Genomic DNA, 21,970 nt, shown 5'->3' on the forward strand with positions numbered 1-21,970 from the left:
CACCTCCCTGTTAAATATAAAACTCAGAATCTTCTTATTAATATTATAACATTAAAAAGGACCCTTTTTCGGAGTCCTTTCATAAACTAGGCATTATTTCTTTTCTTTCTCGAACCACAGCCGCAACCGCCCGTCTTTCTTTGTGATGTTGACTTATTTCTTGTAGTAGCCGTTGATCTAGATGTTGATCTTTTTGTAGTATTAGAGGTATAATTTTTCTTCATTATAATATAACCTCCTTGTTTAAGAGTTGGTAATATTATAAATTATTCAGCGAAATGGTGGTTTGTCACGGCTAGTTTATAATTTTCAAAAGAATCGCTTCTAAAAATGAGGCACAGCTTGCGATTGAGAGAATTAGTATTATAGGAGAAAAGTAATCAGGTACAGTTAAATAGCCAGTATACATTATTGCTGCACACCATACACCAGTACACCAATAACAGCTTAACAGTTCCCCCATAAACCTCCTCATACCAGTTCCTTTAATCTCAATATAGGTTTCAATTGTTCCGTCCTCTAATGTCTCCTCATACTCATGAATAAACGGTTTTCTTAAAAATTGAGTGATCTTATCAAATACAAATAATCGTGTTAAACGAAAAGTCGCGAAGCATAACAAAATAAACTCTAAAATACTATCGATCATAGCAAGCTCCTTAGGCAAATTTCTTAATATGATATTCATCTGCCTGTTGGAAAGTGCTTTTACGATTTAGCTTTATCATAGATTCTTTTTAAAACAAGGGCCTCTGCCCAAAGCGGCAACCCTTTATTAATATTGTCTTTCCAATCCTCAGCTGAGATAAGGCCTTCCTCATAAAGCCAATCGATGGCTATCCTTTTCCATTGGTCAGCATTATCATAGGAATTCGGGTTAAGCTCCATTATCTTCCGATTTTTGACTTCATTTAAAAACCAGTCCCTAGTGATACCGGTTCCCGGACATGTTTTGGCGGAATGTTCACGATGAAAAACAATATCATTTGTCGACAAATTAAATTTCGATAGTAAAACTCTGACTGCTGCGATAATCGCATCTAACTGCTTCCCTTCAAGTGTTTCTTCACCTTGATCAAAATTTCCAATCATTTCGAACATAATTCCGCCACGATTATACCCAGTAATTCCAGCCGGATCCTTCTCCAAAGATCGTCCGTCCCATAAAAGCCCATCTGGTGCTACAGTAAAATGCTGACCAATGTCCTGCCATCCCCTTGTTTCTGTATGGTACCTCCACATACTAGCGATTGTAGATTCACCTTTGTAATCTGATTTCCTCGGTTCCCATGTATGATGAATTTGGATATGGTTGATTTTCCGCTTTAAATCCAAGGTATGAATAAAGGATTGAAATTGAGTAATCATGTAAGGCTTAAAATTTCTTGCCATTATTTTTGACCTCCCTCCTCCCGCTGAATAAGGTTAAATAAACGTTGGTATACCGCTGCTTGAGCCCATAATGGCAACGGATCTTCAATTTTTTTCTTCCAAGCCTCATCTGATAATAACCCTTCCTCAAATAACCAATCGACCGCTTGCTTTTTCCATTCTACTGTACCACTTGGATAACCCATTTTTTCAGCCATTTTATCGCCTCTTTTCTAATTTGCTTAAAGTCCCTTTCATAGTATAGATATATGATTTAGAGTAAAAAGTGATATTTTACTTTATGTATTCGTAATAAAGTCGGAAATGTAGCGAATCATTTTTTTCCACATATATTAATCAAAAAGGAAAGTTGTAAATATGAGGAGCAATGATTATTCTAAACATTCATTTTGTACCAATAAGTGTTCATGCTGCCGATGTCACGGACAAATTTGTCCTCCTATTTGGTTGATCGATTTTCTTGAGGAAATTCAAAAAAGTAAAAATTCCCCCTTAAAAGTGGAAACCTTTCAATACTATACAATTTCTGATGGAGAAAAAAAGGTTTATACAGATGACGATGAACTTCTATATTACGGAAAAGTAGGCATTAAAGATCCTAATGACATTTCTTTTACGAATTTGTTTATTAATGGTATACTGCAACCACCTGCCATTTTTTCCTTTCAAAAAGGAATACTTACTTTAAATTCCATTGATCCGCCGCTAGAAGGTACACCCATTATTGTGCAATTTATAAAAATCGTTAATTAAAAATAAGTACGTAAAAAAGCCAATTTTTCATCCGGTTCGGATGAAAAATTGACTTTTTCCCTTCTAAAATTTCTAAGTTGTAATTGTTGTGGTTGAAGATGATTGTGGATCATAATTTACTACCTCTAACACAATCGGTGTTTGTGCCTCAATCGGATCTGAGCCTGCTGGTACAGTAATCTCAAGTTGCCCTGTGCCAGCTCCCCCGGCTGTATATGCAAGTGTGTCACTCATCTGTAGTACTCCATTGATCTCCACTTTGAAATAACTATTATCTGCTGCAAGAGCAGGTAATGTAGTGACAGCTGCTCCTGTATCATCTTCAAAACTACCAACCGCTATTGTTAATGTGCTCCCCGCTGCTATTTGTGCAGTTGTTTCGTAAAAAAACTTTGAAACAGTTGGTCTGGCAGTGGTAGTTGTTGTGGTTGCAGCAGAAGCAAAAAGCTTTACAATTCTAAGAGCCATGTTCTCACCTCTTTTTATGAATTTAATACAGTATATGCTTACTTAATTTCAAGTAATAGTTATAGAGCCTTAATATTATAAAATGATACAGTTATCACTATTGTTTTTTTGAAAGTCCTAGGTTACTTTTAACAATTTTTCAATTAATACAATAAATGTTATCAATTAACCTATACAGATCATGCTTCCTTTTAATAAGATGTAACATCATTATTGAAAGGAGACTTGCTATGGGCAAAAAAAAGAAACATTGCCATGATTCAATTTGTCAATATCTATCTCACTATATGTCTAGTGAAGTGACATTGACTCTTGAATCTGGTCAGATTGTATCTGGAGAATTGGTTAAAATTAAAGAAAATGGATTAATAGTATTACAAGAAACAAATATCATTAGCCCATTTATCGAAGATTTAACAACAATTGTTAGATGTAGAGATGTTGTTATTGCTACTATACAAACTGCACCCTAATACAAGCGGAAGGTGGAACTTTTTTGTTTTTTTCACCTTCCATCAGCGACCCTTCATGAACCAGAACTAAAACTATTTCTATTGAATAGGATGTTTGTAACATGAAATTTTTATTGATTTCTTCAGGTTATTTAGGAATATATCCGTATTTAGAACAATCCATTTCTGATGCACTTTTAGCCCATAATGTTTCTATAAAAATGATAACTCCAAATTATAATCTAGATACCCTCGAACAAATCGAAAGCTTTCAACCAGACTTTGTACTTGCTTTTGCAGGCTACAATCTTCAACAGAAGTTACTTCAATTTTTAAAACAAAAAAAATTTACTTTAGGCATTTGGTTTACAGAGGATCCTTTTTATATTGATGAGTCCATTCGTTTAGCAGAAGAGTTTCAATATATTTTTACTATTGACTTAGGAGCTTACGAATACTATAGAAAAAAATACAACTCGAAGAAAATACTTCACCTTCCATTAGGGACCGACCAGTCCATATATCATCCCACTACATCACAAAAGGATTATCTTTTCGATTTATGTCTAATTGGTTATCCATATCCTGAAAGAATTCAACTTGCCAATTACATTTTAGAGCAAACACCATATAAGTTTGTTCTTGGTGGGCCCTTATGGCGAAGGTTTATTAATAGTCAAAATCATCAGAGATTATTTGTAATTAATAAATGGATTGAGCCTAAGAAGGTTAACCAACTATACTGTTCATCAAAAATCATTTTAAATTCCCATAGGTCTCCTTATTTTTACAAAAATAAAAATACCCTTGGTATAGAAAGTAAAAGCATCAACGTTCGCACTTTTGATGTTGCTGCAAGCGGTGGATTTCAACTACTTTCAGCAAAACCAGATACAGTATTACACTTTGATTTGGGAAAAGAAATCATTTGTTATTCAACAGATGAAGAATGCCTAAAACTCATTCAACAATTTTTAAATAATGATCAAGAAAGGACTAACATTAGTAAAAAAGCAATGGAAAAAGCCCTGAATTGTCATACCTTTTTTCATAGAGTCGAAAACATTATAAATTCATTAAGTTAAAAGAAAGGAAGTGGAAATATTGCCTTATTTTAATGGTAAAACCATTCTCGTCACTGGCGGTACTGGCTCATTTGGAAAAAAATTTGTTCGCAAGATTTTAGAAACCGAGATTAAAAAGGTCATTGTCTTTAGCCGCGATGAATTAAAACAATTTGAAATGTCGCAGGAGTTTACCGATAAAAGAATCCGTTTTTTTATTGGAGATGTTCGTGACAAAGATCGATTATTACGTGCATTTGAAGGTGTTGATATTGTTGTACATGCGGCAGCATTAAAACAAGTTGGAGTTTGTGAGTATAATCCAATTGAAGCCATCAAAACGAATGTATTGGGTGCTCAAAATATTATTGAAGCAGCGATTGAACGTGAAGTAGAAAAAGTTATCGCATTAAGTACCGATAAAGCTGCATACCCAGTGAATCTATATGGAGCAACAAAATTAGTTTCAGATAAATTATTTGTTTCGGCAAATGCATACAGCGGAATGAAGAAAACAAGGTTTGCTGTGGTACGGTACGGAAATGTGATGGGCAGCCGTGGTAGTGTTGTACCATTTTTCAATAAAGTGAAAGAAACCGGAAAAATTCCGATTACTGATGAAAAAATGACCCGCTTCTGGATTACCCTAAATCAGGGTGTACAGTTTGTTATGGATAATCTAGTAAGAATGAAGGGCGGGGAAATATTTATACCGAAGATTCCAAGTATAAAAGTAATTGATTTAGCCACGGCCATTGCCCCCGATTGTAAAATAGAGATTGTCGGTATTCGTCCTGGAGAAAAATTGCATGAAACGATGATTACTGAAGATGATGCCCGTCATTCATTAGATTGTGGAGGCTATTATATCATTCTGCCAGAAATTAAGTGGTGGAATTCAATAGATGGAAACGAAGGGACTAAATTACCTAATGGTTTTAGCTATGTAAGTAATACTAATAGTCAGTGGCTCACTGTTGATGAGATACGGCTCTTAATAAAAGAAAATAATCTTTAAATAAATTAGGGAAAGGAGGCATATAGTGAATCAAGAACCAATTAGGGATTCATTTCTTTCTTATGGCAAACAATGGATTGACGAGGAGGACATTAAAGCTGTTACCGCCGTTTTAGAAGGTGACTATCTTACAACAGGTCCCTATATTTCAAATTTTGAAGAAGCTATTGCCCATTATGTCGGCACAAAATATGCGGTTAGTTTTGCCAATGGTACGGCTGCCCTGCATGCAGCCTGTTTTGCAGCCGGAATTTCCGAAGGAGATGAAGTCATTACCAGCCCACTGACTTTTGCAGCGAGTGCAAACTGCGTTCTGTATCAAGGAGGCACTCCTATATTTGCCGATGTTGATGAAAAGACCTACAATATTGCCCCGGAAGAAATCGAAAAAAAGATTACAACTAAAACAAAGGCCATTATTCCCGTCCATTTCACAGGTCAGCCCGCAGATCTAGATGAAATCACAGCCATTGCCAAAAAACATAATCTAATAGTAATTGAAGATGCAGCGCATGCACTTGGTGCTTCCTATCAAGGAAAGAGGATTGGCTCTATTAGCGACATGACCATGTTCAGCTTTCACCCAGTCAAACATATTACAACTGGTGAAGGTGGAATGATAACCACTAGCAATAAAGATTACTACGAGAAGCTTCTTCAATTCCGTTCTCACGGAATTACACGAGATCCTAGTAAATTAACAGAAAATCATGGTCCATGGTATTATGAAATGCAGTTTCTAGGGCTTAATTATCGTCTGACTGATATTCAAGCAGCCCTTGGACTTAGTCAATTTAAAAAAATTAACAGATTTTTAAATCTCAGAAAAAAATATAGCTCCATGTATGACGAAGCATTTAAAGACATCTCTTCCATAACCGCCCCTTATCAAGACAAGAATGGCTGCTCTAGTTGGCATTTGTATGTAATTCGTCTTGACCTGGAAACATTGTCTAAGACAAGAAATGAGATTTTCAATGCATTTCATCAAGAAAATATTGGGGTTAATGTGCACTATATTCCTGTACACTTATTTCCTTATTACCAAAAACTTGGTTATAAGCGAGGAATTTGTCCAAAAGCTGAAAAACTGTATCAAGAGATCATTACTCTCCCTCTCTTCCCTGCAATGACTGAAAAAGACGTCGAGGATGTTATTAACGCCACAAAAAAAATTATCAATCTTAGTAAAAAAACATAAGGAAGATTTCTTATGAATATATTTATTCGTGTTGACGCCTCGAACGAAATAGGATCAGGACATTTGATGAGATGCCTAACTCTTGCAAAAAAGCTGCGCTTACAGGGTGCCAATGTCACCTTTATTTGCAGGGAACATATTGGGCATCTATGCAATTTAATCGATGAAAAGAAGTTCACTGTATTAAAACTTCCTACCCCCAACAAGGATTGGGAACTACCTCTTTTGACCCCGCACTCAAACTGGCTGGGTGTTCCATGGTTTATTGATGCTGAGGAGACAAGATCTTTACTGCATGGTCACTTTGTTGATTTACTAATTATCGATCATTATGCGATTAACGATAAATGGGAACGTACACTAAAAGGTATGGTTAAAAACATCATGGTTATCGACGATCTGGCCGATCGGAAGCATCAGTGTGATCTGTTACTGGATCCTACAGTACTTAATGACTCAAATAGATACCAAGCTCTCGTTCCACCACATTGCAAATTATTCCTTGGGCCCAGCTATGTATTATTGAGGCAGGAATTTTACGAAGAAAAATATCAGATGAAGTTGCGAACAGGTTTAGTTAAAAGGATATTGATTTTTTTTGGAGGATTTGACCATACGAATGAAACAGAAAAAGCACTTTCTTCATTCTTAGAATTGGCACGGAATGATATCGAGGCAGACGTGGTTGTTGGACAACAAAATATTCATAAACACAAGTTAAAAGAAATCTGTGAACAATATTCTAATCTGCATTTTCATTGCCAAGTCAATAACATGGCAACGCTAATGCGGCATGCAGATCTTTCCATTGGTGCTGGAGGAACCACCACGTGGGAGCGGTGTTATCTTGGTCTGCCAACTATAGTTTGGAGTATTGCAGAAAATCAAAAGTTTATTTGTGAGTTACTCGGGAAAATGAAGGTCATAAAATATTTAGGAGAGATTCATACAGTGAGTCAGGCATCATTAACAAAACCACTGAAGAAATTTATTGAAAACGAACAAGAACGAATTGAGATGTCACAACTCTCCACAGCATTAATGAAAGATAATTTTGTGAATCTACAGACAATGATTGAGGATATCATGAAACTGGGTGGTTAAACATGGGTTATGATTTACGAGCACCGTCAGAAAAAGACAGGAACTTGCTTCATAACTGGAGAAATGCTGAGTTTATTAGAATCAATATGTTTGATGATCAACCAATTACTTTTGAAGCTCATTGCAATTGGTTTGAAACAATACTTAAAGAACAATTGGCTTATTATCGCATCGTTCAATATCAAAGCAAGCCCTTGGGGCTCGTTTCTTTTAAAAAGGATCCACAACAAAAAAACATTTTATTCTGGGGATTTTATATTGGTGAAACACAAGCACCCAAAGGAGCAGGAACATGGATGGGAAGGCTCGCTTTAGATTATGCATTCCAAATTCTAGAGGCAGAAAAAATCATTGGCGAGGTTCTTTCTTTTAATAAAAAGAGTATGAAGTTTCACGAAAAACTAGGCTTTAAACAGAATCATCAGTATCGAAATACTTTATTTCGAGAAGGGCATCCAATTCCAATCGTAAGATATGAATTAGATAAAGAAGATTGGCTGTATCATAGAAAGGACGGATTAAATTGAAGGAAATTAATCTTGGTGGAAGAATGATTGGACCCAACCACCCCCCTTTTATTATTGCGGAAATGTCAGGCAATCATAATCAGTCCTTAGAGCGGGCATTACAAATTGCTGAAGTAGCAGCAATGACGGGTGTTCATGCTTTAAAAATACAAACCTTTACTGCAGATTCTATGACAATCAATCTAGATACCCCAGATTTCCAAATTAATGACGAGAAAAGTTTATGGAATGGAAATAATTTATATGCACTATACCAACAAGCCCATACTCCGTGGGAGTGGCATAAACCAATATTTGACAGAGCGTTAAAACTTGGGATGATCCCATTTAGTACACCATTTGATGAAACCGCTGTTGATTTTTTAGAAGATTTAAACGTACCAGCTTATAAAATTGCCTCTTTTGAAAACAATGATATTCCTCTAATTAAAAAAGTAGCTTCAACAGGGAAACCGATGATCATTTCAACGGGGATGGCCACCATTTCGGAAATTGAAGAAACAATTCAAACTGCCAGAGATAATGGATGTAAAGATATTATTCTCTTGAAGTGTACGAGTACTTACCCTGCCTCTCCCGAAAACACCAATATTTTAACGATTCCTAACATGAGAGAATTATTTCAATGTCAAGTTGGCTTGTCCGACCATACAATGGGGATTGGAGTTTCCGTCGGCAGTGTTGCATTAGGTGCAACTTTAATTGAAAAACATTTTACAATTTCTCGTGCTGATAAAGGGATTGATTCTGCTTTTTCAATGGAGCCAAATGAAATGCAGTCTCTAGTTATTGAAACCGAACGGGTATGGAAAGCACTCGGGGAAGTAAACTACGGCCCCACGAATGAAGAAAAAAATTCACTTAAATTTCGAAGATCTATTTATATTGTTAAGGACATGAAAGCTGGGGATATTTTAACTAAAGATAATGTAAGAGTAATCAGACCAGGTTTCGGTTTAGCACCAAAATATTACGATAAATTATTAGGGAAAAAAATTGGAAAAGACATCAAAGCTGGAACACCTGCGGATTGGTCATTATTTTCCGATTAAAATAACATAACCACTCTTGGGTGGTTATGTTTATTTCTACCTGCAACATCATGAATGTGACATGAGTAAATAAAGTAAAGAAGTTATATATTTGTAATTATTTACATAACAATATGAGTAAGCACCAGCAATGATAAAGTTACAAGTCTAATTAATGAAATAGACTCTTTTGCAATTCATAGGAGGTATTAATGTGGTCTATAATATCATTGAAGTTGCGAACACACACGGTGGAAGTATTGACTATATTCATTCATTATTAGATGAATATTCCCAATATAAAGATGGTTTTGGGATTAAATTCCAACCGTTTAGATATGATGAAATTGCAACAAAAGATTATGAGTGGTATGACGTTTATAAGTCAATCTTTATTAAAGAAGAAGACTGGAATGGAATTATTGACATTGCAATTCAAACGAAGGAAATTTGGTTAGATATTTTTGATGAATACGGTGTTAAGATACTAAATAATAATATCTCAAAGATCTCCGGTATAAAATTACAAGCCTCGGTTTTGTTTAACTATTCCGTATTGAACGCATTATCCCAAACAAGTCTAAACGATAAAAAAGTTATCATAAATGTAGCTGCTTATGATATTAAACAGATCAAAGAAAGAGTAATGGAAATCGAGAAATTGATGAACCCGAGAGAAATTCTTATAGAAATTGGATTTCAAAGTTATCCAACTGAACTTGGCGATAGTGGATTATCGAAAATTACCAAAATTAAAGCTAACTTTAACAACCGTATCGTTTTCGCAGATCATGTTGATGGACAGAGTGAGGAATCCGTCATTTTACCAGTTATCGCTAGTCTAATCGGTGCTGATGTTGTTGAGAAACATGTCATGCACAGTAGCTTAGAAACAAAATATGATATGTTTTCTAGTATCACTGTAGATCGATACAATAGATATATTACACTTCAAAAGATGTATTTGGAATTGTTAAAGATGCCTTTTATTACAAATAAAGAAAAAGAATATCTTAGAAAAACGATACAAATACCTATTTTAAAAGAAGATGTAAAAAAGGGGAAATTAGTAGCAAAAAGTTTATTGTCTTATAAACGTTGTGGTAAGAGTGGGTTAAATACTAAAGAACTAGAAAATGTTATCCAAAATTATAATGTATTAGCTACAGATAAGGTAAGTGGTGACGCACTAAAACTTGAAGATTTTAAAAAGGCAAATATAGCAACAATTGTTGCTTGTAGATTAAAATCAACTAGACTTCGTAGAAAAGCATTATTACCAATTGGAGATTATGCTTCAATAGAACTTTGTTTAAAAAATGTATTGAAATTCGAAAATGTCAACCATACGATACTAGCAACCTCAACTGAGGTGGAGGATAACGAACTAGAAAATTATATTTACAGGAACGATGTGATTTTTCATAGAGGGGACCCAGACGATGTTATTGATCGGTATTTAGGCATTGCTAGAAAACTTAAAATAGATATAATAATCCGTGTTACTGGTGATTGTCCATACGTATCTAATGATATTTTACAGTATTTACTTCAATCACACTTCGAAAAAGGAGCCGATTATACAACAGGAAAAGATGCAGCTGTTGGCACAAACATTGAAATAATAAATGTAGAAGCTTTAGAAAAAGTAAAGAAATATTTCCCAAAGGCGCAGTATTCTGAATATATGACATGGTATTTCCAAAATAATCCTGAACATTTCGAACTTAATATTGTCAATTTACCGGAAAAATGGTGCAGAAATTATAGACTTACTTTAGATTATGAAGAGGACTTAATTCTATTTAACGAGATTGAAAAATATTTTAAAGAACAAAATATTGAATATTCAATCGATCATCTATTCCGATATTTAGATAAAAATCCCCAAATAGCAAAAATCAACAGCCATTTAACTCTTAAATTCCAATCAGATAAAGAATTAATAAAAACATTAAATGAACGAACAAGAATTTCCAATATGGAACTTGGACTTGGCACAGTTCAATTTGGAATGGACTATGGTATTACAAATCAAAGTGGGAAAACAAACTTTTCTGAAGTCAAAAGGATTTTGAATTTTGCAAAACAGAAAGATATAAAATTATTAGATACCGCAGCCGCCTATGGCGATAGCGAAAAAAAATTAGGCGATGTTATCGGTAGTGATAATCATTTTAAAATTGTCACTAAAATAACGAATATCTTTAATCAAAGGAATATCGAACAACATATAGTGAACCAAGTTAATCAATCCTTACACAATTTACAAAGGGATCATCTCGAAGTACTAATGATACATCATGCAGAAGATTTATTAAATGTAGATGGACCAATCTGCTACGAAGTATTAAAAGATTTGAAAATGAAAAATGTCATAAGTAAAATCGGCTGTTCAATATATGAGCCAAACGATATTGAAAAGTTACTTTCAAAATATCAACTTGATGTAATTCAAGTGCCAATTAATATTTTTGATCAACGATTAATATCTGGAAATTACCTAAAACTTTTAAAAGAACAAAAAATTGAAATTCATGCGCGATCATTATTTTTGCAAGGGTTAATTTTAATGGAGCCTAAAAATATTCCCTCAAGCTTAAAGAATATCATTCCTTATGTAAACAATTTAAGACTTGAAGCAGAGAAACATCAGCTTACCCCCCTACAATTAGCTTTGCAATTTGTTAAATCCATTAATGAAATTGATTATGGGATAGTAGGTGTAAACAATTTACAACAATTAATTGAAATTGAACAATCATTCAAACATACCACTAATAGTGATGTAGATTATCGAAGATTTGCCATAAATGATGTGAGGCTAATTGACCCGAGAAAATGGAACGGGGTGTGATGATGAGAAATTTATTTAGTCTTGAAAATAAAACGATTTTAATCACTGGCGGTTCCGGCCATCTTGGCTCTGCGATGTCAGAAGGGTTAGCCAAGCATGGTGCTACTGTTATTATAGCTAGCAAAAGTAAAGAAAAAAATTGTGCTTTTGCTGCCCAGCTAACAGAAAAATATCAAACAACATGCTTTGGTGAATATATAGATATCTCTAATCTTGAGTCGGTGAATACATGTATTTCATCTACAATAAAAGCGTTCGGAAAAATTGACGTTCTAGTTAATAATGGGTACTATGGCTCAAGCGGAAAAATAGAAGAAATGAGTGAGGAGATTTGGAAAAAGGGGATTGATGGTTCCATAAATACTGTTTTTAATTGTGTCCATGCCATTCTTCCCCATATGATGAAACAACAAAGCGGGAACATCATTAATATTGCATCAATGTACGGTACTGTATCTCCAGACCCATCTATTTACGGTGATTCGGGATTTAATAACCCTGCCAATTATGGCGCTGGAAAAGCAGCTGTCATCCAATTCACAAAATACCTTGCATGTCATTATGGCAATAAGGGTATTCGAGCAAATACAATATCTCCTGGTCCGTTTCCAAGCAAAACGGTACAAAAAAATGATGAATTTATTATGAATCTCTCAAAAAAAATTCCACTAGGTAGAATCGGAAGCCCCAGCGATTTAGAAGGTCCGATTGTATTCCTCGCTTCTGATGCATCCTCGTATATGACCGGACAAAATATTGTAGTCGATGGGGGATGGACTGCGTGGTAAAAAAGATTGGGATATGTCCCAAGTGAATAGTTTGCACTTGGGACGTGAATAAAGTTGCGTCGGAGCTTTTATTCTTTAAGGTCACTAAGCTATTTTTCTGGTGTGTTAGCTACGCTACTATCTTCATTTTGGCAGCATTCAAAAAGTAACTTTTGTCCAGAATTTCCATCTAAATAAAGGGTACCCAAAAACCGATCTCTAGTCATTTCAAAATCTTGCTTTTGCTCAGGAACCGTATAATACTTATCAATGATCGCGTATAATTGATTTGGATCAATCTGAATATGCTTTCCAAATTGATCATAATACTCATATGTTCGATTACTAAATATAAAGTTAAAAATAAATACTGGTTTTTTTAGTAAAATGCTTTCTAAAATTGCAGTTGATAATGTGCCAATTACTCCATCAACTTGATCAATTAGTTCGTACAAATTACCTCCACGTATAGTCCAAACTTTAATTGATTCATATTTTTTTTCAAGATCGAAATAAAGTTGACACTTTTGTTTTCCAATTTCCCATGGATGGGGCTTTATAATCAGTTGATAACGAGAATCCTTTATTAGATTTTCTATAAGTTTAGTAAATCGTTCGGGATCCATATTGGGCCCGGTAATAACTAATAAAGTAATTTTATTCGTGTCAAGTTTGAATTTATCGAACAACGAGTGATTCTTTTCGGTGGTTCTAGTAAAAATTTGATCATATTTAGGATGACCGATTTCACTAATCCTGTCTGGTGTCAGCCCCCTTTTTAAATACCAATTTTTTTCATACTCACCGTAAACCGCAACTTTCTTTGTAAATACTGGTAAAAAGGCTTCTTCCCCCATTAAAATGCCGTGCTGAAGGCAAATACTTTTAATTCCATACCTTCTACCAACAATCGCAAGGGTACGACTTACAATGTCTTCTGTCGTCCCCACTATAATGACGGATATTTTATGGGCTTGAAAGAGATTATGTCCAGCATTGATTGTTCTCACAATCAATGGGATGCGATTCAAAAAAGTTTCCTGAAAGAACTCATTACTAAAGGCCGGATGATTATCTAATTTTCTAAATATGCTTTTTGCAATTTTTATTAATCGATTAGAAATGTCTTCTGTATTCTCTTCGTATTTTTTCATCGTTTCATTTGGAATTCCATTTACTTTTTCAGCATTGGAACGAGAGAGAATGATTGTTTTTTCTGGGTCAAACAATGTTCGATAACATGTTGCAGGAATTCGTGTATAATCAGAATTGATCAATAGTTTCCCATTTTTTAATTTGGTGGTTAATGTCAAATTGCCTTTATTAAGCCACTTATCAAAATATGGCTGAATCATTTCATACTTCATTTCAGGGTATTTATCTGATAAAGGAAATGTGTCTTCTTCCATTTTTGTTTGTAAAGATTGATCTATATGTTGATAAAAGTTCGTCATAAGGCAAAGTGGTATATCTTTGAATGTAAGGTTCTTAAACGTTTCAAGGAACTCACGATAAATGGACCAATAATTTTTTAGATAAATATTCATTTCCTCTCCAACCTTTTCATTGCTCTCAGAGAGTCTCTAAGTTCCTTACACATTCTTTGTGACGGCAGTTTTTTGGCAAATTCATTAGGCTGTGCATTTTGAATTTGAGCGTGGATGGATTTTGGGGTAATGGTGTTAAAATCTAGTATTTCATTAATGGGATAAAATGGCCAAAAATGATTAATCTTCCAGAAAAATCTTGCGTCACCGATTTTGTAGAATTGAGGATTTTCATCCCAAATGGAATTAAAAGTTTTTTGAATCACCGGTAATATTGTTTTTCGATGCATAATCGAACAATGATCAATTACACATGGAGCCAACCATTGAATAGCTTTTGCAGGTCTAACGATAGAATTTGTAATTTCTCCCTTCTCATTTATATAATCTGTTTGAGATGCTGAATAGACGACCTGGACATTTGGATTGTTATCCAAGTAATTTACCATTTTCTCTATCTTTTCCTTATGGAAAACATTATCATCTGTAGCATAGGCAATATATTCTCCCTCTATTTTTTCTAGCGCTTCGTTAATCAATACTGCATATCTAGTTTTCGCCACTCTTTCATCTATTGTTTGAGTCTCGCTTTTAAAAAATGTAACTCTATGATCATTCAAAAATGGTTTAATATTATTCAGTGTTTCTTCATTAGAATTATCGTCCATAATAAATAATTCAAGATCCTCATACGTTTGGTCTAATATTGATTTAATTGACTCCCCAACGTATTCATGTTTATTATAACTGGTTAAAATAATCGATACCTTTGGCATTACTCCACCCTTCCCTTTATAAATACAACACTCCCCATTTTTCATTATCCTTATAACTTATGAAATTTGTTGTTTAATGGTACATTCCTATTGCCTAATAATATAAGATTAATAATCTTCTAGTTAAAGGCCTTTTTTAATTAAAGTTGTGCCGGGTGGTACGAATAGGACATACAATACCAGAGGTGTCATATAATATTGTATGTAAAATAAGGAGGCCGGAAATGAAAGGAATTATTTTAGCGGGTGGCAGTGGAACAAGATTACATCCTTTAACCTGTTCCATATCTAAACATTTGCTGCCTGTTTATGATAAACCTATGATTTATTACCCACTCTCAACACTCATGCTTGCCGGAATTAAGGAAATCCTAATTATATCTACCCCCCAGGATACCTCCCGTTATAAGGACCTACTTGGCAATGGTTCAGATTTAGGCATTTCTATAAGCTATGAAATACAGCCAGCCCCAAAAGGGATTGCTCAAGCTTTCATTATTGGGGAGCAATTCATAGGTAATGATAATGTAGCGTTAATCTTAGGCGACAATATTTTTTATGGATATGAATTTCAAAATTTGTTAAACGAAGCTGTAAACCAGAAAAAAGGTGCAACAGTATTTGGATATTTTGTTAATGACCCAAAACGGTTTGGCATTATTGATTTTTTAAAAGATGGAACTGTAACATCTATTGAAGAAAAACCTGAGCATCCTAAATCCAATTATGCCATAACAGGTCTTTATTTTTATGACAACCGAGTCATTGATATCGCCAAAAGTATCAATCCTTCTGCAAGGGGTGAGCTTGAAATAACAGATGTTAATAAAGCTTATTTAGAACGGGGTGAACTGTCGGTAAAATTATTAAGCAACAGTAATGCTTGGATTGATACTGGAACACACCAATCACTATTTAAGGCTTCACAATTTATAAAAGTGATAGAAGAAACCCAGAATATTAAGATTGCTTGTATTGAAGAAATAGCCTTTCAAAAAGGGTATATCACAAGAGAAAAATTATATAATTTATCAATATCTTTTATGAAAAGTGATTACGGAAAATACCTAATGGATTCGGCAAGGAGAAGTGATCAATGAATAAAATAGAAACAAAGTTTCAGGAAGTCTTCATCCTAGAGCCAAAAGTATATATTGATCATCGGGGTAAATTTATGGAAAGCTACAATAAAAACTCCCTTGAACAATTGGGAATCCAAGTTGATTTTGTCCAAGATAACCAGTCTGTATCAAACCCAGCTGGAGTTTTACGTGGACTTCATTACCAGCTAAACCCCAAGGCACAGACAAAGCTTGTCCGTGTTTCTTCAGGCATAATCTTTGATGTAATCGTAGATATCCGCACTAATTCTCCAACTTTTGGACAATGGCTTGGCGTAATTTTAAGCGAATATAATAATAGACAAATTTTTGTTCCAAAGGGCTTTGCACATGGTTTTTGTACACTTGCTCCCAATACAACAGTGTGTTATAAAGTCGACCAGTATTATCATCCCGTATATGATCGTGGAATTTTATGGGATGATCCTGATATTGGTATTGATTGGCCGATCACAACACCTATTTTATCTGATAAAGATAGCAAACATCCATTATTAAAATACGCAGATTTAAATTTTTCTATAAAGGAGCCGGATTAATGAGATTACTAGTTACAGGAGGAGCCGGTTTTATAGGAAGCAACTTTATTCATTACTTTTTGAAAAAACATCCTAATTCTTATATTGTGAATTTTGATAAATTAACATATGCTGGTAATTTAGATAATCTAGCAAATCTTCAATATTCAAAATATTATACCTTTGTTAGAGGAGATATTACCAACAAAGAATTAGTAAATTATATCGTTATGACACAAAAAATTGACACTATCGTAAACTTTGCAGCTGAATCTCATGTTGATAGGAGTATTACAAACTCTGAAGAGTTTGTTAAAACTAATATTATCGGAACACAAATTCTTTTAGATATAGCAAAATATTACAGTTTGCGCTTCATTCAAATTTCAACAGATGAAGTTTATGGATCTCTTGGAGAAAACGGTTATTTTACAGAAGACACTCCTTTATCTCCGAACAGTCCCTATTCAGCTAGTAAAGCAAGTGCTGATTTATTGGTAAGATCTTATCACAAAACGTATGGATTAAATGTGAATATCACTAGATGTTCAAATAATTATGGTCCCTTTCAATTCCCCGAAAAACTTATCCCACTCATGATAATAAATACGATTCAAGGAAAAAAATTACCTATTTATGGAAACGGAAAAAATATACGCGATTGGCTGCATGTCGAAGACCATTGTTCCGCTATTGATTTAGTAATTCATAAAGGAATAGCAGGTGAAATATATAATATAGGTGGACACAATGAACAGACAAATATAGAAATTGTTGAAACCATCGTTAACATTCTAGGTGGATCCCACAGCTTGATAACCTATGTCCCAGATCGGTTAGGTCATGATTATCGCTATGCGATTGACTCTAGTAAAATACAAAATGAGTTAGGTTGGAATCCAGTCTTTTCCATCAAAGAAGGCCTAGAAGAAACCATTCTCTGGTACAAAAAAAATCAAGGATGGTGGGAAAAATTAATTACCGGTTAATTATTATATTCAAATAACACTTTCGAGGTGAGTAGATATTATTAAAGTTTTAGTTACAGGAGCTAAAGGGCAGCTTGGTACAGACCTTGTTTTACTGTTAGAATCACTAGGTTACAAAACCTTTGGATTAGGTAAGTCTGAATTAGATATAACAAATGAACTTGAAGTAAAACGTAAAATCACCGATATTAACCCGGATATTGTCATTCATTGTGCTGCTTATACCAATGTCGATAAAGCTGAGGCGGATCGAGATAGTGCTTTTCTAATTAATGGGATTGGAACACGTAATGTTGTTCTGGCATCTGAATCTATTCATTCTAAACTCATCTATATAAGTACCGACTATGTCTTCGATGGTTCATCTTCTACACCTTATCATGAATTTTCTCCAGTATCCCCTCTTAATGTCTATGGACAATCTAAATTAGCTGGTGAAAGCTATGTTCGCGATTTCCATTCAAAATTCTTTATTGTCCGTACTTCTTGGGTTTTTGGGGCGGAGGGAGATAATTTCGTAAAAAAAATGCTAAAACTGTACCATACAACAGAACAACTAACAGTCATTAATGACCAGGTTGGGTGTCCCACTTATACCGTTGACCTGGCAATGAGTATTGTTGAGCTCATGATTTCTGATAAATACGGAATATACCATATATCGAATACAGGTAGTTGTTCCTGGTTTGAATTTGCAAAGGAAATTTTTCGACAATCCAACATTCAAGCTAATTTAAAGCCTTGTACAACAGAGGAACTCTCCCGACCAGCAAAACGACCAAGGTATTCCGTAATGGACCATGTGGGGCTGAGGATAAATAGTTTTAGTATTCTCCCGCATTGGCAAGATGCTTTAAATCGTTTCCTTATACAAATTGGCAGGAAACAATCCCCAGATTTCTCCAATAACACAAACGAAGGATAGTTGTGAATTTATCCAACTATCCTTTATTTACTTCATATTAATATGCACACCCTTATTATATGAATAGGCATCTTACACAGACACCCCACATTTTTTGAGATATTAATCATTTTAGTGAAAAACCACATTTAAATAATCAGGTAGACAACTCCCCATACAGCCTTTCCAATCCTACATACCATATTAAGAGACAAAAAATCGTCTATTCTATAAAAGGAGGAATTTATAAATGGGTTCAAAGAAATATAAACACCGTAAAAAATTTGAAGAAAATTGGATGGAAGAATTGAGCCATGACCACCATCATCACTATCATATGGATGAAAACAGACATCATTGCCACCAGCATCATTTGGATGAGAACAAAAATCATTGCCACGATGAACATGATAAAGACGGTAAAGACGATAAAAATTGTATCTGTAACATTGTTAGAAGAATCCTCAAGGCCCAAGAAGAGGTTGACGAGTGCCAATGTGAGGTAAGCTGTGAGAGGTCCATAAGACAGATGCTCGCACCAAATGATTGTCCACCTGCCAACACAGTTCCTTTTACTTTAACCTGTGGGTGCGACCTGTTCTTTGGAAAAACAGTGATTTACGACAAGCATGGTCTCTTCTGCTTAATTTCAAGTCCATTTTTCAAGGTTAAAAAGGTCGACCATAATTGTTGTGCAGTATTGGAATTATTGTGGCCTACCTGCAATGGAGAGCCTCATAATGGCCCGCTAAAATGCCCGGATCATAACTCCTTCCTATGCTGTAACTTTAGTGGATTTATTGGAACAGGAGCATGCATTACAGTCGATCTTTCATGCTTTTGCGGCATCTCCTGCCTTAAGCCTCATATGGTAGATGAGGCAACAGCAAACCAAATTCACCAAATTATAAAGTGTCATAAGAACTAAAAAATTTTTCTGAAAAAGGTGAGCGTGTAACACTCACCTTTTTTCTTATGTTTACAAAAGGTTAGGGAATTATCTAATTTTTATTCCCATAAAAATAGACGATTGCCCACACATTACATCCACCCATACATATTCTGTAGAGACGATAGTCATTAAATATATAATTATAAAAGGAGAGATAGAGGTATGAGTTGTGGAAAAGGGAATCATCATCATGGGACCACAAGTAATTGTGTATGTGATGTTATAAGAGCCATCGCTGAAGCTCAAAATGAAGTAGTTGAAAATGTTTGTGATGTTAGTTGTGAAAGATCAATTGAAAGCTTACTTGATCCGGCAGCAGCCAATGATTTAAATACAGTACCATTCATTCTTTATGGCGAAGACTTAAATCCTTTCAAGGCATTTGGTATCGACTTCCAACGTAACAAAAACAATATGAATGCACCTAAGTTTGAATGCATTGAAAGCTTTGTCTTCCGCGTAAAAACTGTTGATGAAGATTGCTGTGCAGTAATCGAGCTATTAGCCTTCGGTGCTGACGGCAACCAAGGTGGAGGTGGCAATAAAAATAAGGATGGAGACACTCCTTGCGACCAAATCGACGGACAAAAGCTTGAAGATCTAGTAGCAACAGGAATTTGTATCACAGTTGATTTAAGCTGCTTCTGTGCTATCACTTGCTTACCTGCCGTTTCATTAATGTAATAAGAAAAGCGGAAGCGACCGTTTAGCGAAGTTTACGAGTCCGCTGGGAGCTGAAGCTAGACAATCAGAAAGACACGACTTTCCGCCTAAAAGGATGGAGGTCGATGTCTTTTTTTGTTTTTAGCTGTAAAAAGGGAGACTACTGAATTGAGTAGTCTCCTTTTCCTTTTATTAAGGAATATGGATCGTTTTAACATGCCGTAAGTTTACAAATGATGGAATTTGCCTGGCAGTAATCAATTTTACGATACTATTTTCGATCGTTTGTAATTGTCCAATTTTACTATGGTCATGGCCAAGGTCAAAAATGACCATTTGATTCATGAACCTTTTCAATTGTTCCTCAAAAGTCCTTGCAAGTGGTATGTTGAAAGGATTAACCGACAAATTTTCCTTTGAAAGGGCATACGGTGGCTGCTGATCTTTATATGGTATTAACCACTTCAAATGCTGTAGTGATATATATACAGTCCTATAAACCGGTGAGTAAAATACTACATAATTATTCATTACACTCACAACATATCCATGTATTGTATGATTATTTGCGATTGTAATCTCCGAAAACAATCCCCTGGCATTATTTAATATTTTTCTAAATGATATTGTTTCATTTGAATCATCATCCCATTTTCCTTCAAATGGACTAATGTCAGATGAGTCATCATCTTTTTTATTTACTTTATGGATATGAATAATTGGAATATACAAAAAATCCTTTCCATTATACAAAACTAATATATCAGTTCCGAATGCAATCAATATTCCTTTATGAAGAATATTTCCGGATACTTCAACATAAATTTGTTCATTTATGAAGTCTTTCAATAATTCCAAACTCCACCCACCCTCTCCTAATTTTCATGGATATTAAATAAGTGCACTGACTTTTCCTCATCAATGCACTCATTTTGGTTGTTTGATTGATTGCCTAATTCTTTCTTTTTCTATCCTGTTGCTTCTTTTTAGCTGACACAATTGAATGATTGTTATTTTGATTACTGTTATCGTTACTGTTTTCTTGATTCATTTTTTCCCGAATACTCTTCACATGGTTTCTATTTACCCGTAATACTTGATCTTGGAATACTAAAGTGATTAGATTATCCTTCACATCAACTAAAATTCCTTCCACACCTTCAGGTCCGCGATTGATCATTATATAGCTATATTTTAAATACTTAAATAGTCGGTTCAAGCTATTAACGTCAATGAAGCTCACTACTTGATTCTCTTTCATTTTGCCGTTATCTTTTTCTTTATTTTCCTTATTCACTCTATCATTTTCGCTTTCCTTTTCCTTGTCATCTTCTTTTGCTTTTATGCTGAAACTTTTTACGTGGTCAAGGTTAAAATAAGATACTCCTTCTTTTTCAACATAAAGGGCTAAATAATCTCCATTTACCCCTAATAATCTCCCTTTTCTAGATTCAGGACCACGATTAATTTTGACCTCTTCACCGATTAGATTACTTAGTATGTCTTCAAATTTACTTTCATTTGTATCATGAGGAGTTAATTCATTAGCGATTTGAATATTTGCCTTATCGTCGGCAACAACATTTTTTATATGATTTGATCTCTGGTAAATATATCCATCCTTCTCATTATAAAGTACAATATGATCTGAATTAACTGCTAATAACAATCCATGCCATGCTTCAGGCCCGCTTTTATATGCTCTAACTCCCTTACCAACCATTGTTGTTAAAAAAGAATTACTCATTTTATCTTCCATTTTGCGTGAATCCTCCTTATGTCATTTGTACTAAAGGTACAATTGTACTTATATATATGTGTCCCGGGTATAATTGGCATGTTGCAAAAACCTATTTTTTATAAATT

Annotated in this window: 24 protein-coding genes; 16 read left to right on the forward strand and 8 right to left on the reverse strand. The window is 34.6% G+C overall.

Annotated features, from left to right (window positions below):
• Positions 1-295 precede the first annotated feature (295 nt).
• From P9E47_RS02405 to P9E47_RS02415, 3 genes are read right to left on the reverse strand one after another with little or no spacing between them, the layout of a single operon-like run.
• Positions 296-649 carry a DUF1360 domain-containing protein gene (locus P9E47_RS02405; RefSeq protein WP_004432008.1) on the reverse strand — a complete coding sequence of 118 codons (354 nt, stop codon included), beginning with the start codon at positions 647-649 and terminating at the stop codon, positions 296-298.
• Between the two features lie 59 nt (positions 650-708).
• A complete protein-coding gene (locus P9E47_RS02410) occupies positions 709-1,392 on the reverse strand; it encodes a peptidoglycan recognition protein family protein (protein ID WP_326162528.1) in 684 nt (227 codons plus the stop codon).
• Entirely contained in the window at positions 1,392-1,589 is a 198-nt protein-coding gene (locus P9E47_RS02415) for a hypothetical protein (protein ID WP_326162529.1), read from the reverse strand. Before P9E47_RS02415 ends, P9E47_RS02410 begins: the two co-directional genes overlap by 1 nt.
• A 160-nt stretch (positions 1,590-1,749) precedes the next feature.
• On the opposite strand from P9E47_RS02415, the gene P9E47_RS02420 reads away from it, so the two are divergent.
• A complete protein-coding gene (locus tag P9E47_RS02420; protein ID WP_152551242.1) occupies positions 1,750-2,145 on the forward strand; it encodes a DUF4183 domain-containing protein in 396 nt (131 codons plus the stop codon).
• A 72-nt stretch (positions 2,146-2,217) separates the two neighbouring features.
• On the opposite strand, the gene P9E47_RS02425 is transcribed toward P9E47_RS02420, so the two are convergent.
• Positions 2,218-2,613, reverse strand: a complete 396-nt coding sequence (locus P9E47_RS02425) for a DUF4183 domain-containing protein (RefSeq protein ID WP_004431999.1) — start codon at positions 2,611-2,613, stop codon at positions 2,218-2,220.
• Between the two features lie 230 nt (positions 2,614-2,843).
• Between P9E47_RS02425 and P9E47_RS02430 the strand changes: the two genes are divergently transcribed.
• The 9 genes from P9E47_RS02430 to P9E47_RS02470 all read left to right on the forward strand — a co-directional run bounded on the left by P9E47_RS02430 (position 2,844) and on the right by P9E47_RS02470 (position 12,655).
• Positions 2,844-3,086: a hypothetical protein gene (locus P9E47_RS02430; protein ID WP_326162530.1), complete on the forward strand. Its 243-nt coding sequence runs from the start codon at positions 2,844-2,846 to the stop codon at positions 3,084-3,086.
• A 101-nt stretch (positions 3,087-3,187) separates the two neighbouring features.
• Positions 3,188-4,150, forward strand: coding sequence for a CgeB family protein (locus tag P9E47_RS02435; protein WP_004431995.1), 963 nt, complete (start codon positions 3,188-3,190; stop codon positions 4,148-4,150).
• A gap of 19 nt (positions 4,151-4,169) precedes the next feature.
• Entirely contained in the window at positions 4,170-5,147 is a 978-nt protein-coding gene (gene pseB, locus P9E47_RS02440) for a UDP-N-acetylglucosamine 4,6-dehydratase (inverting) (protein WP_004431993.1), read from the forward strand.
• Positions 5,148-5,172: 25 nt separating this feature from the next.
• On the forward strand, positions 5,173-6,348 hold the full coding sequence (pseC, locus tag P9E47_RS02445) for a UDP-4-amino-4,6-dideoxy-N-acetyl-beta-L-altrosamine transaminase (protein WP_326162531.1): 1,176 nt from the start codon (positions 5,173-5,175) through the stop codon (positions 6,346-6,348).
• A 12-nt stretch (positions 6,349-6,360) separates the two neighbouring features.
• Positions 6,361-7,452 (forward strand): UDP-2,4-diacetamido-2,4,6-trideoxy-beta-L-altropyranose hydrolase, encoded by a 1,092-nt coding sequence (pseG, locus tag P9E47_RS02450; RefSeq protein ID WP_326162532.1) that lies wholly within the window; start codon positions 6,361-6,363, stop codon positions 7,450-7,452.
• Between the two features lie 2 nt (positions 7,453-7,454).
• Positions 7,455-7,979, forward strand: a complete 525-nt coding sequence (gene pseH, locus P9E47_RS02455; protein ID WP_326162533.1) for a UDP-4-amino-4,6-dideoxy-N-acetyl-beta-L-altrosamine N-acetyltransferase — start codon at positions 7,455-7,457, stop codon at positions 7,977-7,979.
• Positions 7,976-9,031 (forward strand): pseudaminic acid synthase, encoded by a 1,056-nt coding sequence (pseI, locus tag P9E47_RS02460; RefSeq protein WP_326162535.1) that lies wholly within the window; start codon positions 7,976-7,978, stop codon positions 9,029-9,031. Before pseH ends, pseI begins: the two co-directional genes overlap by 4 nt.
• A 193-nt stretch (positions 9,032-9,224) precedes the next feature.
• Positions 9,225-11,867, forward strand: coding sequence for an aldo/keto reductase (locus tag P9E47_RS02465; RefSeq protein WP_326162536.1), 2,643 nt, complete (start codon positions 9,225-9,227; stop codon positions 11,865-11,867).
• 2 nt (positions 11,868-11,869) lie between these two features.
• Positions 11,870-12,655, forward strand: coding sequence for an SDR family oxidoreductase (locus P9E47_RS02470; RefSeq protein WP_326162538.1), 786 nt, complete (start codon positions 11,870-11,872; stop codon positions 12,653-12,655).
• Positions 12,656-12,744: 89 nt separating this feature from the next.
• Here P9E47_RS02470 and P9E47_RS02475 read toward each other — a convergent pair whose 3' ends face one another.
• Together P9E47_RS02475 and P9E47_RS02480 are read right to left on the reverse strand one after the other, a co-directional pair.
• Positions 12,745-14,181, reverse strand: a complete 1,437-nt coding sequence (locus P9E47_RS02475) for a capsular polysaccharide export protein, LipB/KpsS family (protein WP_326162540.1) — start codon at positions 14,179-14,181, stop codon at positions 12,745-12,747.
• Positions 14,178-14,957: a glycosyltransferase family 2 protein gene (locus P9E47_RS02480; protein WP_326162541.1), complete on the reverse strand. Its 780-nt coding sequence runs from the start codon at positions 14,955-14,957 to the stop codon at positions 14,178-14,180. Before P9E47_RS02480 ends, P9E47_RS02475 begins: the two co-directional genes overlap by 4 nt.
• A 224-nt stretch (positions 14,958-15,181) precedes the next feature.
• Here P9E47_RS02480 and rfbA point away from each other — a divergent pair, with 224 nt between their 5' ends.
• The 6 genes from rfbA to P9E47_RS02510 all read left to right on the forward strand — a co-directional run bounded on the left by rfbA (position 15,182) and on the right by P9E47_RS02510 (position 20,125).
• A complete protein-coding gene (gene rfbA, locus P9E47_RS02485; RefSeq protein ID WP_004431941.1) occupies positions 15,182-16,057 on the forward strand; it encodes a glucose-1-phosphate thymidylyltransferase RfbA in 876 nt (291 codons plus the stop codon).
• Complete coding sequence (gene rfbC, locus P9E47_RS02490) at positions 16,054-16,617, forward strand: dTDP-4-dehydrorhamnose 3,5-epimerase (protein WP_035195756.1); 564 nt, start codon at positions 16,054-16,056, stop codon at positions 16,615-16,617. The genes rfbA and rfbC overlap by 4 nt, the downstream gene beginning before the upstream one ends.
• The gene (gene rfbB / locus P9E47_RS02495; RefSeq protein WP_326162543.1) at positions 16,617-17,585 is read left to right on the forward strand and encodes a dTDP-glucose 4,6-dehydratase; all 969 of its coding nucleotides are present in this window, start codon (positions 16,617-16,619) and stop codon (positions 17,583-17,585) included. The genes rfbC and rfbB overlap by 1 nt, the downstream gene beginning before the upstream one ends.
• Positions 17,586-17,625: 40 nt before the next feature.
• Positions 17,626-18,510: a dTDP-4-dehydrorhamnose reductase gene (rfbD, locus tag P9E47_RS02500; RefSeq protein WP_326162589.1), complete on the forward strand. Its 885-nt coding sequence runs from the start codon at positions 17,626-17,628 to the stop codon at positions 18,508-18,510.
• A gap of 229 nt (positions 18,511-18,739) precedes the next feature.
• The gene (locus tag P9E47_RS02505; protein WP_004431932.1) at positions 18,740-19,417 is read left to right on the forward strand and encodes a CotY/CotZ family spore coat protein; all 678 of its coding nucleotides are present in this window, start codon (positions 18,740-18,742) and stop codon (positions 19,415-19,417) included.
• Positions 19,418-19,603: 186 nt separating this feature from the next.
• Entirely contained in the window at positions 19,604-20,125 is a 522-nt protein-coding gene (locus tag P9E47_RS02510; protein WP_004431928.1) for a CotY/CotZ family spore coat protein, read from the forward strand.
• Positions 20,126-20,296: 171 nt separating this feature from the next.
• Here the strand turns inward: P9E47_RS02510 and P9E47_RS02515 are convergent, their stop codons facing one another.
• A complete protein-coding gene (locus P9E47_RS02515) occupies positions 20,297-20,962 on the reverse strand; it encodes a hypothetical protein (protein WP_004431925.1) in 666 nt (221 codons plus the stop codon).
• Positions 20,963-21,056: 94 nt separating this feature from the next.
• A complete protein-coding gene (locus P9E47_RS02520) occupies positions 21,057-21,863 on the reverse strand; it encodes a hypothetical protein (protein ID WP_004431922.1) in 807 nt (268 codons plus the stop codon).
• Positions 21,864-21,970: the final 107 nt, after the last annotated feature.

The organism is Schinkia azotoformans, from assembly GCF_035811335.1.
Classification (GTDB): domain Bacteria; phylum Bacillota; class Bacilli; order Bacillales; family Bacillaceae_J; genus Schinkia; species Schinkia azotoformans.